The 17,234-nt window shown below is 52.7% G+C and carries 14 protein-coding genes; 3 read left to right on the top strand and 11 right to left on the bottom strand.

Translation table 11 applies throughout. The features are described from left to right. Window positions 1–846: a DUF72 domain-containing protein gene (locus RKA07_RS03480; protein WP_310965582.1), complete on the bottom strand. Its 846-nt coding sequence runs from the start codon at window positions 844–846 to the stop codon at window positions 1–3. A 37-nt stretch (window positions 847–883) separates the two neighbouring features. Further along, window positions 884–2,020: a hypothetical protein gene (locus RKA07_RS03475; RefSeq protein WP_310965581.1), complete on the bottom strand. Its 1,137-nt coding sequence runs from the start codon at window positions 2,018–2,020 to the stop codon at window positions 884–886. Window positions 2,021–2,151: 131 nt separating this feature from the next. On the opposite strand from RKA07_RS03475, the gene RKA07_RS03470 reads away from it, so the two are divergent. The 3 genes from RKA07_RS03470 to RKA07_RS03460 all read left to right on the top strand — a co-directional run bounded on the left by RKA07_RS03470 (window position 2,152) and on the right by RKA07_RS03460 (window position 5,818). Continuing rightward, entirely contained in the window at window positions 2,152–4,014 is a 1,863-nt protein-coding gene (locus RKA07_RS03470; RefSeq protein WP_310965580.1) for a Na/Pi cotransporter family protein, read from the top strand. 116 nt (window positions 4,015–4,130) lie between these two features. Then, window positions 4,131–4,829: a DUF3592 domain-containing protein gene (locus RKA07_RS03465; RefSeq protein WP_200368982.1), complete on the top strand. Its 699-nt coding sequence runs from the start codon at window positions 4,131–4,133 to the stop codon at window positions 4,827–4,829. A 68-nt stretch (window positions 4,830–4,897) separates the two neighbouring features. Next, window positions 4,898–5,818 (top strand): formylglycine-generating enzyme family protein, encoded by a 921-nt coding sequence (locus tag RKA07_RS03460; protein WP_200368983.1) that lies wholly within the window; start codon window positions 4,898–4,900, stop codon window positions 5,816–5,818. On the opposite strand, the gene RKA07_RS03455 is transcribed toward RKA07_RS03460, so the two are convergent. The 9 genes from RKA07_RS03455 to RKA07_RS03415 all read right to left on the bottom strand — a co-directional run bounded on the left by RKA07_RS03455 (window position 5,815) and on the right by RKA07_RS03415 (window position 17,207). Next, window positions 5,815–8,325 (bottom strand): LysM peptidoglycan-binding domain-containing protein, encoded by a 2,511-nt coding sequence (locus RKA07_RS03455; RefSeq protein ID WP_200368984.1) that lies wholly within the window; start codon window positions 8,323–8,325, stop codon window positions 5,815–5,817. The genes RKA07_RS03460 and RKA07_RS03455 overlap by 4 nt on opposite strands. Continuing rightward, the gene (locus RKA07_RS03450; RefSeq protein WP_200368985.1) at window positions 8,309–9,196 is read right to left on the bottom strand and encodes a DUF4123 domain-containing protein; all 888 of its coding nucleotides are present in this window, start codon (window positions 9,194–9,196) and stop codon (window positions 8,309–8,311) included. Before RKA07_RS03450 ends, RKA07_RS03455 begins: the two co-directional genes overlap by 17 nt. Then, window positions 9,159–11,291, bottom strand: coding sequence for a type VI secretion system Vgr family protein (locus RKA07_RS03445; protein ID WP_200368986.1), 2,133 nt, complete (start codon window positions 11,289–11,291; stop codon window positions 9,159–9,161). Before RKA07_RS03445 ends, RKA07_RS03450 begins: the two co-directional genes overlap by 38 nt. 86 nt (window positions 11,292–11,377) lie before the next feature. Then, window positions 11,378–12,121, bottom strand: coding sequence for a class I SAM-dependent DNA methyltransferase (locus RKA07_RS03440; protein ID WP_310965579.1), 744 nt, complete (start codon window positions 12,119–12,121; stop codon window positions 11,378–11,380). A 186-nt stretch (window positions 12,122–12,307) separates the two neighbouring features. Further along, a complete protein-coding gene (locus RKA07_RS03435; protein ID WP_310965578.1) occupies window positions 12,308–13,165 on the bottom strand; it encodes an isocitrate lyase/PEP mutase family protein in 858 nt (285 codons plus the stop codon). Next, on the bottom strand, window positions 13,159–14,466 hold the full coding sequence (locus tag RKA07_RS03430; protein ID WP_310965577.1) for an amidase: 1,308 nt from the start codon (window positions 14,464–14,466) through the stop codon (window positions 13,159–13,161). Before RKA07_RS03430 ends, RKA07_RS03435 begins: the two co-directional genes overlap by 7 nt. Next, entirely contained in the window at window positions 14,463–15,650 is a 1,188-nt protein-coding gene (locus RKA07_RS03425; RefSeq protein ID WP_310965576.1) for an oxamate carbamoyltransferase subunit AllG family protein, read from the bottom strand. Before RKA07_RS03425 ends, RKA07_RS03430 begins: the two co-directional genes overlap by 4 nt. Before the next feature lie 33 nt (window positions 15,651–15,683). Continuing rightward, window positions 15,684–16,295, bottom strand: a complete 612-nt coding sequence (locus RKA07_RS03420) for a hypothetical protein (protein ID WP_310965575.1) — start codon at window positions 16,293–16,295, stop codon at window positions 15,684–15,686. A gap of 39 nt (window positions 16,296–16,334) precedes the next feature. Continuing rightward, the gene (locus tag RKA07_RS03415) at window positions 16,335–17,207 is read right to left on the bottom strand and encodes an NAD-dependent epimerase/dehydratase family protein (protein ID WP_310965574.1); all 873 of its coding nucleotides are present in this window, start codon (window positions 17,205–17,207) and stop codon (window positions 16,335–16,337) included. Window positions 17,208–17,234 lie beyond the last annotated feature (27 nt).

Raw genomic sequence — 17,234 nt, 5'->3', positions numbered from 1 at the left:
CTAAAACAGCCCCATCTGGGGCTGTTTTTCATTGAACCGGACGGCTTCTAATCCGTCCACACGCTCGCTTAAAAGCTCTGTCCATAGTTTGGTGAGGGCAAGCGCGTCGCCAATATCCGGCATGTGCAGGAAAAACCATGGGCGCCGATTATCCTCAATCCATGTGGCTACGCGCTCAACCCAGGGCGCCAGAAAACGGCGGTTGGCTTCCAGGTTCGGGTGACCGATGTAGCGAATGACCGGTGCTGCATCACCGGGAAGCAGGTGCACAGGCACTTGGGGTTTCTTGCGTTGGGCTTCAATTGTGATGTCGTTATCCGGCACCGCTGAAAATAGTGCCCGGGTATCCATACACACCCGCGCGATGTTGCGCTCACGAAGGCCCCGGTTTAGTGCCTTTTCGGCCTCGCCCTTGCTGAAAAACGCACTATGCCTCACTTCTACGGCGCATCTTAATGGGGCAGGGAGTGCATCAATAAATTGCCAGAGATTATTCAGATGCATTGGGCCAAAGGCGGCTGGAAGCTGCAGCAGAAAAGGACCGAGCACATCTTCCAGTGGCGCAACAATGTTCAGGAAGTCTCGCATGTCTGCGTCTCCGCCAGATAACAGCCGGTCGTGGGTGATGGCGCGGGGAAATTTGAGCAGAAAGCGAAAGTCGTCTGGCACCTGAAAACGCCATTGCTGGCATTGTTCCTGACTGGGTGTCGCGTAAAAGGTTGTATTGCCCTCAACACAGTTAAATACTTGGCTGTAACGGCGCAGCGGGCTCGTATCTGGCGGCAGCAGACTGTTCCAGGCGGTGTGTTGCCACTGAGGGCAGCCAAGGAAGTAGGGGAGTGCCATTGTCAGTGGTTCCGGGGGCTAAGGCTTGAAAGTTGCCTTATAGCTTACCGTATCCGGATTGGCGATGCCGCCTGCCGCTCAGCGCAGCCACCAAAAGGCTCAAGGCACGGAACAGCACCATCAGCACTGGCGCCAGCAACCATAGCAGCCAGCTGCCGATATAGAGCGCAGGGATCAGTAGCAGCAACCAACCGGCGAACTGAACGGCCAATACCGGGTACCCGAGTACATCCGCCACACCTGCCAATAGGTCATTTATCAGACTGGGGTGGGTAATAACGAGGTAGCCCGCACCGACAGCCAGGGGCCACTTGGCATACCGGGCGCTGTTTAGCACCATTTTCCCGCTACGAGTAACCCGTGCGGCCAGAGCGGCAGAGCGTGTGCCTCGGCTTGCATTCTTGGTGGTGACGGCAGCAACACGTCCAACGCGCAGCACTTTCACGGCACTGGCAAAGATCAGCATGTCCACCGATGCCCAGCCAACGTCGCTGGCAGTGATCTCGGTTCCGGAGCGGTAGTTTCGTTCCAGATCACGGATACCACTGGCAAAAAACTGGTTCAGCCCCTCGAGCACACGTTCGGTGCCGATCCACTGGGTTCCACCTTGGTTATCAACAATAAACTGGCCAAGAAAATCGTGGCCTTCACTTTCAATAAAGTTGACGGCATACCAGCCTCGTTCTTCCGGCGTGAGATCTTTGCGCTCGTTGGATGCTTGGGTGTCGGGCTCCGGTAACTCTGTTGGTGCCGGAGTGCCGGCAAAGTAGCGTTTGGCAGCCTGGTACTGACGCGATGCCTTGTCTATCCATTCAATGGTGCTGATAGGCTGACTAACAAAGTGCTGAATGGGGGGCAAAACATCTTCACCGTAGCGCCGCAGAATATCCCTGAACCCCGGCTCTTCAGCGTAAAGCGGAAACAGGTTCCGAGCCATCTCAGGGTAGCGCATGAAGGCAGCCTGAGCCTTTAAAAGCAGGAGAGGGTCATCGGACATATCCAGCAGTATTGCCTGAATCTCAACAGTTTCCTGATCAATGCCGGGAAAGTCGCCGAGTACGTCTGCGGCATGAAGGTTAATCAGCTTATGCTCAATGGGCACAGGCTTGGCGAAAGCGGTAAAAATCCCTGCCATAAGCAGAGCCGTGGCAAAAATCAGGAGGAGTTTTTTCAAAGAATCTCTCGCGGGCTTCGGATGTTTATACCTACCAGTCTAGCGTGAACTCAGAGAGTTGGATTTGCTACTTATCTGCTATCGTAATCAGAGTGCTACCGCGTTGATGACAACTTCCGGATTTAGTGTAAATGACTAGAGTGAAATCGTTTGTACTGCCAACACTTGCGCTGGTGATATTGTCGACCAGTTTCTGGTACAGCTCCGGCTGGCTGCAGCTTTGTGCTGGCCTGGCGCTGTTTCTGTTTGGTATGCAATGCCTTGAAGAAGGCTTGAAGGAGCTTGCGGGGGGGCGGCTGGAACAGCTTCTGGAACGCAGCACGGCTACGCCGTTCAAAGGTTTGATGTTCGGTGTGGGCGGCACGATGATTCTGCAATCCACCACCTTGATGTCCCTCTTGACCATTGCGTTTATAAGCACCGGTTTGATTCACTTGGCGGGCGGTATCTCCATTCTTCTGGGTATTAATCTGGGAACCAGCGGAGGCATCTGGCTACTTGCCGCAGCGGGGCAGAATTTCAGTCTGAGCCCTCTGGCATTGCCGTTGCTGGTATTTGGTGTGCTCGCCGGTTTCAGCTCCCCGAAAGGCAAGGCATTTGGCCGCATCGTGTTGGGCATTGCCTTTATCTTTCTGGGTATCGACCAGATCAAAAACGGGTTCAGCGAATTTGGCGGTGCTATTGATTTTGCCGGCTCCGTAGACAGCAGCTTTCTCGTTCAGCTCAGCTTTGTTGCGATCGGCTTGCTGTTAACTGCCGTTTTGCAGTCCAGTCACGCTACCTTAATGCTGGTTCTGGCTGCGCTGGCAGGCGGGCAGATAGAGCTTTGGCAGGGTATTGCTATCGCAATTGGTGGCAACATTGGCAGTAGCGTGACCACTGCCATTGTAGGTTGGCTGGGGGGCAATCGCAGTGGCCAGCGGCTTGCCTTGGTGCATGCCTTGTTCAATATCCTAACAGGCGTGGTTACCTTCCTGCTTTTGTCGCCACTCACCTGGCTATCCCAAATGCTGATGGCCGTGTTTGGCGCTGGAGAAAATACGCTCTTGCAACTGGCCATGTTTCAGACCCTGTTCAACGTAATTGGTGTGCTGCTGTTCTGGCCTTGGCAAAAACAGCTGGAGCGCGGGTTGCGCAGAGTATTGCCTGACAAGGCAGAGCCAGCAGTTTTGATTACCGATGCTACCACTGGCCCGCGCAACCCTGTGGAACAGCGGGAACTGCCTGAAAGCCACGCACGCTACCTGAACGAAGCCGCGCTGGCCTCTGTTGATACGGCCTCCCGGGCGGTAGTCCAGGAATTGCAGCACCTTGGGCGACTTAGCCTTGAGGTGATCTGTCATGCGCTGTACCAGCCTGTAGAGCAATTGATCTCCCGCGAAGTGGATGAGGCGCGCTTGGATGCGAGGCCGGATGAGTCTGAGGGGCTGGATACCGAGGACCTTTATCGGCGCCATATCAAAGTGGTCTATTCCGATCTGCTGGGTTTTATGAGCCGGCTGGACACCACGAAAGAAGAGGAGCACCAGCAATTCTGGATGACCTGCCAGATGACAGCTCTACAGCTGGTAGATGCAGTGAAAGATGCAAAGGCACTGCAGAAAAACCTAGGTCGATATCTGCGCGATGAGCGCTCGCTTGCGCACGAACATTACATGGAACTGCGCCGGCACCTGTTGTGGGTGTTAAGGCAGGTGCGTGAGGTCAGCAGGCTGGAGGTTCCTGATGAAGTTTGGCGCAACCGGTTGGACTGGGTGGATAGCGAAGCCGCAAAGTTTGATGCTGGTTTTCGGCACAGAATTTTCACGGATGTGCGCAAAGGCCAGCTCAATAACCTGCAAGCCAGCTCGCTCATGCACGACCTTGGCTATTCCGTACGCATAACGCAAAGCTTCCGAAACGTGTTGCAGTTGGGGCTTGCGGATGGGAATGAGCTGCTGCGGGAAGTGCGCAGGCTGGGCAATGATGATGATTTGCCGCTTATCAGGATGTAAGCGGCTATCGTGCAGGATTTTACAGTAATTTGACGGTATAATTCTGCGCGCAGTTTGAGCGCCCCAAGGTAGGGGCGCTGCATGCCAAACCTCAACGCTTAAAAAGGAAGATATCGTTGAAGACTCTGAATGTAATCAAATACGTTTTTGCCATTGTTGGTGCCGCCATGCTGGTCGGCGCCTTTGCTTTGTACACCAACACCACATCATTTTTGGAACGTTCCGAAACCGCACAGGGCACCGTCGTTGAGCTAATACGCTCGCGCTCCAGTGACTCCACCAGTTACTTCCCTGTTGTTCAATTCAGGGCCGCCGGCGGTCGCGAAATTGAGTTTCAGTCTAACTCGGGTTCTAACCCGCCTTCATACAACCGGGGCGAACAGGTAACCGTGTTTTATGAGCCTGCTAACCCTGAAGACGCCATGATCGATGGATTCTTCTCTCTGTGGGGTGCCGCTTTAATCATTGGTGGCATAGGCTCAGTGTTCGGGCTGATTGGCGTTGGAATAATCGCTTTTGGCGTGATGAAAAGCCGCTCAAAAGCCTATCTTCAGAAAAACGGTGTCCAGATCCACGCGTCGCTTCAAGGGGTAGAGCAAAACACCAGTCTGACGGTAAATGGCCGCAATCCGTTCAGGATTGTATGCCAGTGGCAGCACCCGCAAACTCGTGAACTTCATGTGTTTCGTAGCGATAATTTATGGTTTGATCCGACCGATCACGTTGACCAGGAGAAAGTTCCGGTGTTGGTAGACGAAGGCAATTTGAAGAAGTATTGGGTGGACACTTCGTTTTTGCCTAAGTTGGCGGGGTGATTAGGAAGGGATTTATTTGTCGGGCGCCCTGCGAGTGATTGCGGGGCAAGTCATTGCAAGGAGCATCCATGCGGTACGTTTTACTTTTTGTCGCAATAGTTCTGACTTCAGGCTGTACATCGGTGACCAGCGAGACATTGAGCGAATTCGAGATAAATGCGATTCAGGCCCGTGTTGAGGAGCGCCATCCGGATTTGTCGCGGTCACAGCAAAAGGCTGTCACAGACTTAGTGGTTCGCGCCTTGGATAACATGGTTTTTGTTGAGGGTGGAAGTTTTATGATGGGCGAGTTTGGCTGGCCCTGTGAACCTGCCTCTGAACAGTTATGCAATATTGATATCTGGCCCCACAATGACTATCTCCACAAAGTGACCCTCGACGACTATTACCTTTCAAAATACGAAACAAGCTTGGGTGACTTCGACTTGTACCGGGAAGTCATGGGCCGTGAGCCTTATGCGCCCGAGCTGCGTGCTCGCGAGGATCGGCAACATTTGTTTCAATCCAATTTGCCTGCCTGGACCAAGACTTGGCAAGAAGCCAAAGACTATTGCTTGTGGATAGGGAAGTTGGCTGAACGATCTGTTTCTTTGCCGACTGAAGCTCAGTGGGAATTCGCTGCCCGAAATAGGGGCGAGAAGGTTCGCTTTGCTACAAATAATGGCGAGTGGCTTCCTGGAGAGAATGCTCCCCCTAACGATGGGATGCGGCGTCTGTATCCTGTGGATAGTTTTCCGCCAAACCCGTTGGGTATACACCACATGACATCTAATAGCGCCGAGTGGGTTGGTGATTGGTATTCGGAAACCTATTATGAAAGTAGTCCAGAGCTAAATCCATCAGGCCCAAAAATAGGGGAGAAAAAGGTTATTCGCTCAGGAGGTTATCGCACTGGAGCCTCTAGCAAGACGACTATCCTCAGAGATAGCCGTCCTCCAATTGGATCAAACTATTACGAAGCCCAAGGTTTTAGGTGTGGGCTTCGTTAGGCTAGATACTGATCCTGACTTTTCTGGAGCATCGCGATGCGCGTAACTAGACGCTCGGATTTCTGATGAATGGGTATTGGCGTCCATGCCAGTTTCAATGACTTTTTTGTAGGCTTGACTGCTAAGTCAGTCATTATCCATTTGTGGAACTGAGAAAGTTGGTTGTCCGAGAGCCCGTCGTCCAATATTGACGAGAGCTTTCTCAAGCTATTCATCGGATTTACTTTTTTTCCGTCCTCTGACATGTGTTCGAGCGTTTCGAAAAATTTGCGCCAAGTAGCGATTTGTGAAACTAGGATCAGGAGGGCCTTTTCTTGATCCTCTTCCCAACTGTCGATAAAAGTATCGCAGAGTGTCGACATCATCATCCCTAAGGTTTCCGGTGGAAGTTGATGATATGGCAAACCGTTAAACGTCATATCTTCTAAATAATCCTTGTTTTTTGCTTCTTTTAGAATCTGAGAAGCGAGCTTTTCAGCAGCAGATTTTTTATTCGCACGTGCTGCCCAAATTCGCGAGAAATCTTCTACAGGACTAACCAATAAATCGGTTATAGTTTTTGTTTGATCGGAAAGAGCCAAGAATAGCGATTGCGCCCACTGTGTGAAGAGTTCAGCTTGAATATTGGATAAAAAGTGATAATCCGCTTCCGCTAATACTTCGAAAACAGTTTTCGCAAGAGTCCAAACCTTGTCAGCTCCTATTTCTGATCCAAAAGAGCCGCTGGCACCGGGGCCGAATACCAAGCGCCCTTTGCAGATAAGAATTATTTTGTTTTGCTCTGCTCTGAGTTGAAAATCAAAGCCTGCCCCAGCGCCAAGCGCCAGAGTTCCACCAGCTGATATCTTGAATAAGTCCTTCCAGTCAGCATTGTTTTTATACCGTTCACTGGGGTGCACCCAGCTAAACATCCCGCCCACTGAGCCCCCAGCTTCCGCGCCGGCAAAGGCGTTGCCTGTTACGGCAAGGCCCGCGGTCGGGCTAGCTTCTATTTTTTTCTTGTCAGACAGCAGGAACGAGGCGGCGCCCGTAGAAAGCCTGGCGCTTGCTTCGCCACTCACTCTTCCGCCAGCGAAACAATTCAGGGTAATCTCACCAGAGAATCGAAAGGCCCCAAAGGCCATGTCCGTCAGCTCACCGTTTCGGTTTTTATAGGTGAATCGGCAGTCCCAACCATTCTCATGTGGGACAAATACCTCGGCAAGTTTCACCTCGGCTTCCAGCAGCGCCATAGACGCGCTCGCTTTGGTGCCTATATCGATCTCCCCGGTGCTGAGATCGAAGGCATTTACACCGGCGCTTGCCTGCATTGCAAAGCGCATGAGATGTGCTTCAGCGCTGACTTGGAAATTATTTTCGACAGGGCTTTCGTCATCGTCGCCGGATGACCACGTCAGTTTCGAGTGTTCTTCGCCGAGTAAATAGTGCTGGTCGCTGGTTTCTGCAAATGTTATCTCGATGTTACCCACAAGACTTTTCGCTGCATCTGCAGAAATGCCTTCTAAAATTTGGCCGGCTAGAATAGAGCCTGTCCCAGATTTGTTTTTCAGTGCATTAGCTATAGCGCGGGTTTTCTTAACGTACCGAACCGACGCGTAAGTTGTCACCAGCCTTTGATACGCTTCTCGCCGAATGTAATGCCATCGTCCGGGGCGGCTGACGATCATCACTTCAATTACACCGGTTTCGTTGCGCGTACTTCGGCTTGCTTCAAAACCATAGTCATTGGTGTTTCCATGGGAGGCTAGAAAATCCGATGACTTTACTCCGTTACCCTTCACCCCACTGGAGGCGCTACCTTCCTCAAGTTGACTTACTAAAAAGCGCCGCTCTTCGCGCAGCATGGCCAAGCGCTTCTCTTTGGCCGTAGTTTCAACTTCTTCCCGCTTCTGCGCATCGTCGCTGATATAGGACATCAAGTAGTCAGAATCGTAATCGTTGTACCACTTGATTTGTTCATCTATCGCAGCAATTTGTGAGCTGATCTGTGAAGCTTTGTTTGCATTATCGCCTTCGCGTTCATCGGGAGATGGCGCGATTACGCCCATTTTTTCGGCTTTTTGCATCCACCGACGTTTGGGGCTCTTCTCACTAGACTGTGGGTCATGGTGAGCGTTTTGAGCTTCTTTAAACTCTGCCATTAGCCCATCAACGAGTTCGACTTCTTGTAAAAGTTCTTTAGCCGCACTCTCTGGCAGGGCTACGCACCATTCGTCATCACTTGCTCCTGTGACGTGAATGATTTCGGTGTACTCTACTGAGCACTCCGTGCAACTGGCTTGGCCTTTGGATTTATTATTGGTGGAGCGAGGTGCGCGCATGGCTTTAGAGCCATTTACCTTAGCTGAATCCCCATTCGCAGGGATTTTTAGCTCCCAGCCAATCTGAATGTGATCCTTGTTGGTGATCTGTGGATTGATGGCCTGCAGTTCTGCAATAGATGTTTGATGCTGCACAGCAATGGCAGAGAGAGTGTCTCCGCTTTGGACTCTATAGGTTGTTTGCATAAACGCTCTCCATAACACTCTCCATCAAGCTTTCCATAGCAACCAGGCGATCCGTAGTGAGGAGCTCTTCATTGGAAAATACAGTGTGAACGGGCTCGGTAAGATAGAACTCTTTCCCGTATTGAATGGCCATTCTCAGCCAGCGTTCCAGTAGCTCCGCATTAGCAAAGCCAGCGTTCTGTGCAGTATGCAGGGTATCGAAAACCCAACGTTCAGGTGCTTTGGGCTCAGGCAGAGAGTCAGTGTAGTAGGTGGCATACCCGCATGCCTCGCCAGCGAGCCAGTAAAGCTCTGAGCCCTGCAGTTCGAGTTGCGAAACCAATGCCTCCTCAAGGCCGATTTCCATGCTGCTGGCGCCTTTTTTTGGCATTGCTTGGCGCCAGTTATGGGCGTCATGCCACCACCAATGAGTGCCAGCGGATAGCAATTTTTGGGACCTTTGATCGGCCAGAACACACAGCAGTGGGCCAAACATTCGGGGTTCATGGAACCGCAGAAGCTGCCCGGACCCGGGGTTGGATTCTGTTAACCAGTGAGATAGGTGTTCACGGAGCTCATCCACAGGGATATCCGATTTAAACACGATACCTTGCGACGAGGATTCAAGCCGGGAGCTCAGCTGCGCGCGAAAACTCGCGGCGTTTCTGAGATCCACAAGTACCGGGCCATTGTCCCATTCGGCCTGCCAATTGGTGCCTTCGAAGAGACTCCACCACTGGATCGGCTCATTTGTCATGCCCGCATAAATCTCCTCAAGAAGCTTGTCTGAGCTTGCGAGATCCAATACAGCGAAATCATAGTCGCTGGGTTTGGCGGCCCGTGGGGCTCTAGTTTCAAGTGTGTTGATGTAGTGCGCAGCGTCCATGCTCATCAAACTCGCAAGCAGTTACAGTTAATGCCCCTTCCCGGGCACCTTGTTTCAATAACGGTGCTTTGCCGCTATTCGCAGAAGCCAATGACCACCGAGGCTCTTCAGATGCATTTGTCCGCTGAGATGTCTCCGCTAAAGGGTTAGTCGCATTATCTGGTTGCGTATGATCCGCAATTATCGCCGGCTTTTGGGGTTTCTTAGCCCCAGCCGAACTCCCACTCCCCGGCCCACCCCCAGAATTAATCCTAACCAACGGCCCCGAAATCGTCACACCACTAGGATCCACCTTCACAAAGCTCCCGCCGGCCTTGAGCGTCACTTCCGCCCCCGCCTCGATAACAATCTTCATCCCCGCTTTGTGATGAATCTCATTCCCCGCTTCCACAAGCTGGGCTTTGCCGAGTTTGCTGTGGTGGCTGCCGTTAACGGTGAGGCTGTAGTCGCCGCCGATCCTTTCCCGGTGTTCTCCGTCTACCGTTGAGTGGTCGTTGGCTTTCACCTGGCTGAAGCGATCGTTTTCGACCGTCAGGTGGCTGTCGTTTTTGATGACTTCGGTGCGGTTGTTTTCGGTGAGCAGGTCCAGGTCTTTTTGAGCGTGGACGTAGATCTGCTCTTTATCTGCTTCATCTTCAAACCGCAGTTCGTTGCTGCCTTCGCCCTTGTGGGTCTGGGTTTTCAGGGTGGTGCGGGTTTTATGCTCGGGCAGCGAGTAGGGCGATGTATTGGTGGCGTGGTGTGTCCGTCCCGTGATGATGGGCTGATCCGGGTCACCATCCAGGAAGGAGACGATCACTTCGTGGCCGATTCTTGGCAGGGCCATGAACCCATATTGCCCACCGGCCCAGCCCTGGCTTACGCGCAGCCAGGCGCTGCTGTGTTCGTTATTTTCGGAGTAGCGATCCCAGGGGAAGCGTACTTTTACCCGCCCGTATTCATCACAGTGGATTTCCTCCCCTTCAGGGCCGGTGACTATGGCTATCTGCGGGCCGTCCATCAGCGGGCGGTGTTCGCACAATGGCCGCCAGGTTTTGCTGGCGGGAACAGCACTGAACAGGTTGTGGTAGGTGGTTGGTCCGGTGCCACCTTCTTCTGCCAGTGCCTGGGGCTGTTGGCCGGTGTGTGTGACGGCGGTCAGCAGCCAGTCGCGGTTTAGTCTGGCGCTGTCGTGGTTGGTGAGCTCCACTTTGGCACCGCAGGTGAAATCCGGGCGATTGCTTTCGCCATTGGCTGTGTTGGCGTCGTTTCTGAGGGCGTCCAGCTTTGCCTCGGTAAAGGGCTGGCCGCTGGCATCGGCCTTGAATCGCCCCGGGTAATCGAAGTGCTGGTAATCCTGCCGTTGGTTCTCAGCGGAAGCCGCGCTTTCGTGCATCAGCCCATAGGCGGGGTTTTTGAAGGTGTAGTCTTTGGTGGCTACCGAGGCGGCACGAACCCGCTCTTCGTAGCGGAACCGGAACACGGCGGGTTGTTTGGTGCTGCCGCCGGCTTTGCCGTTGTATTCGGCAGGCTGCAGCCTTGGTGCGTCGCCGTGGTGGTCGGCAATCATCAGGCCGGACTGTTCTGTTCCATCCACGCTTCCGTGTTGGTAGCGGTAGTGCCAGCCTTCTTCGGCGGCCAGGCGTTCGATAAAGGCCAGGTCGCTTTCCCGGTGCTGTACACAGTATTCCCGTTCCTGGGGGGCGCGCTTGAGAACAAGTACCGAGTCTACAATGCCTCGTTCCTCCAGCAGGGTGCGCACGATGGTGTCTGTGGTTTGGGTCTGGAAAATGCGGCTGTTGTGCATTAAGCCCAAGCGCCACAGGGGCGGCTGGATAATCAGTTCGTAGCAAGTGCGGCGATGGCCAGTGTCGCCCCGGGCAAACTCGTTTACCACACCTGTGAAGCGGCGTAGGGGCATGCTGTCCTGCCAAACCATCAGATCTATGGATTGCTCCAGAACTTCTGTAGCCTGGAGGTCAGGGTCAGCGCTTGCCAATATCAGGCGGCCATGAAAAAGCTTCGATAACCCTTCGGTAAGCGCAAAGCTGACAACAGAAAATACGTCTGGGGGAAGCTCACCGACACGCACGGTGAACTGCAATCCGTTTGCCTGAGGCATATCTTCAATCCTTGAAGGTATGTTTATCTGGAGATAAATGTGAGCCGAAACTTACCAGTGCTAGCCTTTAAAATCCAGTAACCAGGCTACGCTTTCACACAAACAAAGATCGCATTCCCCGAAGTGCCATCCCAGGGCACGATCTTTTCATAGTCGTGCTCAAGAATATGCACATCAAAGTTAGGCTTTAGAATATTCTCCAGCTCTTCGAAATTCACTGCCACCATAGGATGCTCGTCGTCCCATGATTGAGTGACGCTGCCGGTGGCTTTCGTGATGCTCAGCTTGAGGCCTTGCTTATCGCCTTCGCCACGGTAATGCCATGCAGAGCTGAAGGAGAACAGGCTGTCCCCCTGAGTAACGGTATGCCGCTCAAATAATCTGTTATCAATTTTGTCTTTATCAACGAAATTGAAGCAGAACACACCACCGGGTTTTAAAGCTCTATGTGCACTGGCAACGCATTGCTTCAGCTTTTTGATGTCACCGCTGTAGTGGATGGAGTACAAGAAGCAAGTGATCAAATCCAGCGGCTCGTCCACCTGAAAGTCGCACATATCCCCTAATGAAAAATGGGCTTCCGGGCACCGGGCTTTCGCTTGTTCCAACATGGGCTGGTTTATATCCAGACCACTGCTTTGATACCCGAAATCGATGAAGTGGCGTACGTGGGGCCCGGTTCCGCAGGCCAGGTCCAGATGGGTGTTGCCTTCATTGCCGAATAACTGATGCAACCTGCGCACGCCGTAGCTTTGGGCATGGTAGTTGATATCCGCGCACATCAAGTCGTAGTAGGCAGACAGATCGGTATACAGGTAATTGGAGGGCATGGCGGCCTGACGGTATTAGAAGCTATTGGTTGGGACAGAATGTGGCGGCGCATCGTAAAGCAATCCACTGTGTTTGCGAAGCGGATAAGCTATTAGATCGGAACTAATGTTCGATAATTACAATACCACCAAGCCGGCTACTGCTTGAATCCACGAGCAATGCTGGGGCCGGATAGGGAGGAGGAACTAGATATCGTAAGCTTGGAACAACTGATCAAAGTGCGCTTGATGAGAAAAGTTGGAAATAATGCGCTTACTAGTGAGGTGAGATACGGAAGCTGACTCTGACTGCTCATTATAAGTATCGATTAAAGATTGATAAACAGTGCCGATAGCGTTTTCAAATGGTGTGTGGCCGCGCATATACACCCGCACCCCCTGAGCCGCTAAAACCTCAGGATTACCCAGCCGATTATCGCCATAGCTAATAATCATTATTGGCAAGGAGGTAACCCCTTTAATAGCCGCTAACGTTTCCGGGTTACTCAGACCAAACGCACAAATAGCATCAACGCCGACCTGGGTATAGCGATCAACACGCTCAAGAATCGAAGACAATGACTGGTTACTGTCTGCAGGGGTACGGGCAATTACAGCCAGGGATTCATCCTGACGTGCATCTAACGCGGCCTTGAGTTTGCTGGTAGCTTCTGCAAGTGAAGCCAGCGAATGACTAGGACCGTAAGGTTTGGGTAAAACTGTATCTTCAATGGTTACCCCGGCTGCACCAGCAAACTCCAGTTCTTGAATCAGCCTGGTTACATTCAGCGCATTGCCATAACCACTGTCACCATCCACGATAACTGGCAATGTTGAAGCGCGACATACTCGGCGGGCATGGTCGGCCAGCTCGCTCAATGTAAGCAAAGAAATATCTGGCACTCCCAACTGCATTAATGAGCTGATGGATCCGCCTAGAATGCCGACATTGAAACCGATACTCTCTGCCATACGCGATGACAATGGATCAAATACTGAAGCACAAACGTTACAATCATTGCTCTCCAGGATCATCTGTAGCTTATTTCGGGCAACGTTCAGCATGATAAACCTTCAATATGACTATGAATCCAGCGCGCCGTTTGCAGCAGTTCGTCATCGTCACGGGATTTACCAATCAGCTGAACCCCTAACGGCAGACCTGCCGCGTTACTCAACCCGGGCAAGGTAATCACTGGCAGGCCCATCGCCTGCCAGGGACGACTCATGTGCGGTTTGCCGGTGGAACCCAGCCCTTGTGGTGCCGCCCCCGGTGCTGCGGGAGCGAGGATGGCATCGACATCCGGATGCAGGTGCCACAACCAGCGCGTGGTGATGGCGATATTCGATAGCGCCGCAAGATAATCGGCCCGTGATGTACTCTCCCCCTCCTGCAGCAAACCACGAAACGATTCACTCAGCCTATCCGCATACTGACGCTCTACCGCCAGATTGCGATACACTTCGTAGGCCATAACGGTTTCATGATTGCCCACTAGTCGGCTGATCAGATCGCAGCTATCCAGCTCCGGGGTTTCTATTCCATGATGTTGCAACTGAACTGCCAGATCCGCCATGGCGGCATTCATGTCGGCGTCGGTATCTCCCACATTACTGCCCGGGCACAGCAGAACTTTCGTGGGTTTCACTGGCTCTTCGGTGTCAGCACCGATAGCTGTTGCCGGGTTACCCAACAACACCGAGCGCAACAGAACGATGTCATCCACTGAGCGGGCGAAAAAGCCCAATGAGTCCAGTGATTGCGCCAATGGTTGGATGCCCCGGGATGAAAACTCCCCACAGCTGCCCACGTACCCGACCGTACCGCAGTATGCCGCCGGGCGAATCACCGAGGCGGCCGTTTGCGAACCCAGCGAAGCAGGTACCATATAATCCGCAACGGCGGCCGCAGAACCACTGGAAGAACCTCCGGGGGTGTGTTGCAGATGCTTCGGGTTGGCTGTTCTACCGGGCTGGAAGTAAGCAAACTCGGTGGTGACAGTTTTACCCAAGACGATACCGCCGGCCTGCTGAATCAATGCCACACAACTGGCATCGTCGGCTGGCTGTCGGTTGGCGTGCAGTCTAGAACCCATCTCGGTCGGCATAGAAGCAGTATCAATGGTATCTTTGACGCCCACTGGCAAGCCCTTCAGACGACTGTTTTTGTAGAACTCTTCGTTCGCCCGATACGCCTGCAAATACTGTTCTCGTGTTAACGAGTACTGCCAGGCTGAAACCAGTGGCTCACGGGCGTCGATCTGATCGTAGCAGGCGTTAATAATGGCTTCTGCACTAGTATCACCAAGCTCAATGGCGTTTATCGCTTCGGTCAGGCTGAGTTGGTTCAGCGGCTTGGTTGTCATAGCGCGGCCTCACCCAGGACTTTTTCAAAAAAGGCGGCGGGAACATCAACAACCCCGCCACCAATCCGTCCCGCCTCTCCCAATGCTTCAATCATACCCAGCAAAATCAGCGGGCTGCTTGCATTGGCAGTGGCTGAACGGGCGTTGGTAGCCCCGGGTCGATTACCGAACCCGGCTATGGTTCCAGAGAGCACCTTGGCGGGACGTGCCAAAGCATCTTCTGGCAAATACGGCTTCAGGTTCGCGAACGACTGCTCAGCGGTATTAAGCACCTGACCACCCAAACCCATAAAATCGACCACAGCACTGTCACCAATTGCACCCAGAGCGGTACGGCCTTCATGGGCTGGTTCAATCGCACCGTTTATTACAGGCGCTGCCGCGGTAATCCACTTACCTGGCAGTGCAGCTACCTGAACACCAAAGTCCACGCCGTTTCCGCCAGCCCGGGTAATCAGTGACGAGTTCGCCACACCTTCTGCGGCAGCCATCATCAGGCTGCACGCTGCCATCCACACGTTCAGTGCGAAGGCGAGTGATTCGTTTAAAAATGCATCGATATCTTCGGGGACAGCTTCGGTTGATTGCTGTCTTAAACACTCTGCGATTAGGGCTGAGCCGGCCATAGTACGTCCATGACAATCATCTCCGTCTGCCAGCGCCGCCGAAATAATTGGCAACAAGGGCATCGGTTGCTGCAGTTGCTTACTGACCCAATCGGCAAATTCGGTATTAAGCCAACTCAGATGACGCGGCAATTCCGGATTCATCACACCCAAACGTGTGCAATGCAACATACCCTCATTAAAAACAGAGTATTTGCGCACCTCGGGGTTGCGAGCATCATTCACAATCATTAATTGCATGGATGGTGAAACCACCCCTGCCAGAGGTACGACAATGTCGTGATCCTGGGCAGCTGCTACCGTAACAGCACCACTCATGATCAACTCCTGGGCTGCAGACCTGTCTGCAGCCCAGCCTTCGTAAATAGCGCCGATGCACAGAGAATTCATCACCGGTACCGGAATGCGTTGCACATCGCCAAACGGAGGCCCGGCATGCATCAACACTTTTCCGCTACCTTCTTGCAGCACGTCCTTCACCAGACATAAACCTGTCCACTGCGGCTCACACGCTGCAACCTTGTCAAACGCTACTGAATCAGCACTATTACTCAACATTGTTGTTATCCTTGATCAATCAGAGAGAAGGTCTCAGGACATCTGCACCCAGCTTTCACTGCTTGCCAGCGCGGCAGACATAGCTCGGCGGTCAAGGAAGTCGCGTTCTATGGGCTGTCCCTCAATTGCCTTGCCGTTCACTTCAACCTGGGCACTGGTAGCCGCCTGGAAAACACAGAACATTTCATGTTTGCCAGTCTGGGTTTCAGCCGGTGGCAAGGCCACGGCAAACGGCTCGTTAAGGCCATTCCAGATCAGGTTGACCGTCATATCTTTACTGGCTGAATACGCCGACTCGATGTGCTGTTTCGGGGAATCTGCTTCTGTCTTGAAGGTTGCATCATCGATATATTCCATGTTCTCCAGCGAAACGGCTTTGCGGAACAGGGCGAAATTAGAGAGAAAGTCTTTAACCAGGTAGCGGGCCAGCTCAAGGTTGTCGGTCAGGCACACACGAACTGCGCTGTTGTCTTCCAGCTCATATGGGTTTTCCAACACGATAATGGCTTCGCCACGACCGTAGTCTGAGGCCGCAATGCGAAAGTACACAGACAAAGATGTCCAGTCACCCTCAGGATCCGTTTTCATATAAATGAAAGGGTTATCACCGGTCCAATCGACTTTTCCCGTACGTACTGATTTCATTTCAGATACTCCTGACATTTTTATTGAGTTTTTCGTTGGTTATTTTTGACGGCTCTTTGCTTTCGCGCGTAACTCGTCAAAATTGGACGTTGGTTGCCAGCCCAGCACCTCTTTGGCCTGGCGATTACTGAAAATAGAAGCACGTGGGTTTTGCTGATACAGCCTTGGGTTGGCGATCTCGGGTAGAGGCCCGATTACATCCTGATACCACTCGGTGGTTGGTTTGGGATGTGAGGTGTCATCAGCACTCAAGAAGAAGGTTCCATAGCGCAAACCTTCTGTTTTCAACGCTGCGTCAAAAGCCGTCGCTACATCAGCAGCGGTCACATAGTAAAACAGCCAGTGACGATCCGGGTGGTCAACGAACTCGATATATTCATCAAGTGTTTCGTCCAAAACCACAGCCAATGGTCGCAGGCAAATTACGTCCATACTGGTGCCGTTGGCGAAGCTCTGAGCCATCTGTTCCATAACCAGCTTGCTGACGCTGTAGGCTTGCACAGGCTTATTGTCATGGCGTTCATCAACCGGCAGGTACTCGGGTGTCCAGTCAGCGCGCATTTCTGATAAGCCACAGGCGGAAATACTGGAACACAACACAACTTTTTTGACGCCCATTTCTGAGGCAGCCTGTAATACATGCCAGGTACCGCGAACGTTAACGTTGATGTAGTGCTCTTCCGGTGCTTTCCAGTCAAAATCGATTGCGGCCAGATGCACAACGGCGTCAGCGCCTTTAAATGCGGCCCGTAACTCATCCAGCTCCATAACGTTAGCTTGCACATACTCGGCATCCGCATTGCCTGGCACCAGATCCGCGATCACCACGTTATAATCATGTAAGAGCTGACGCACGACGTAACCACCAACCCGGCCAGACCCACCGGTTACCACTACTCGCTTAATCGACATCTATTTCTCTCCAGGTAATTCGTTGGT

Origin of the sequence: Marinobacter xiaoshiensis (assembly GCF_031631795.1) — a bacterium.
Lineage (GTDB): Bacteria > Pseudomonadota > Gammaproteobacteria > Pseudomonadales > Oleiphilaceae > Marinobacter > Marinobacter xiaoshiensis.
The sequence above is the reverse complement of the archived record's forward strand: the minus strand, read 5'-3'. Positions and strand labels throughout refer to the sequence as shown.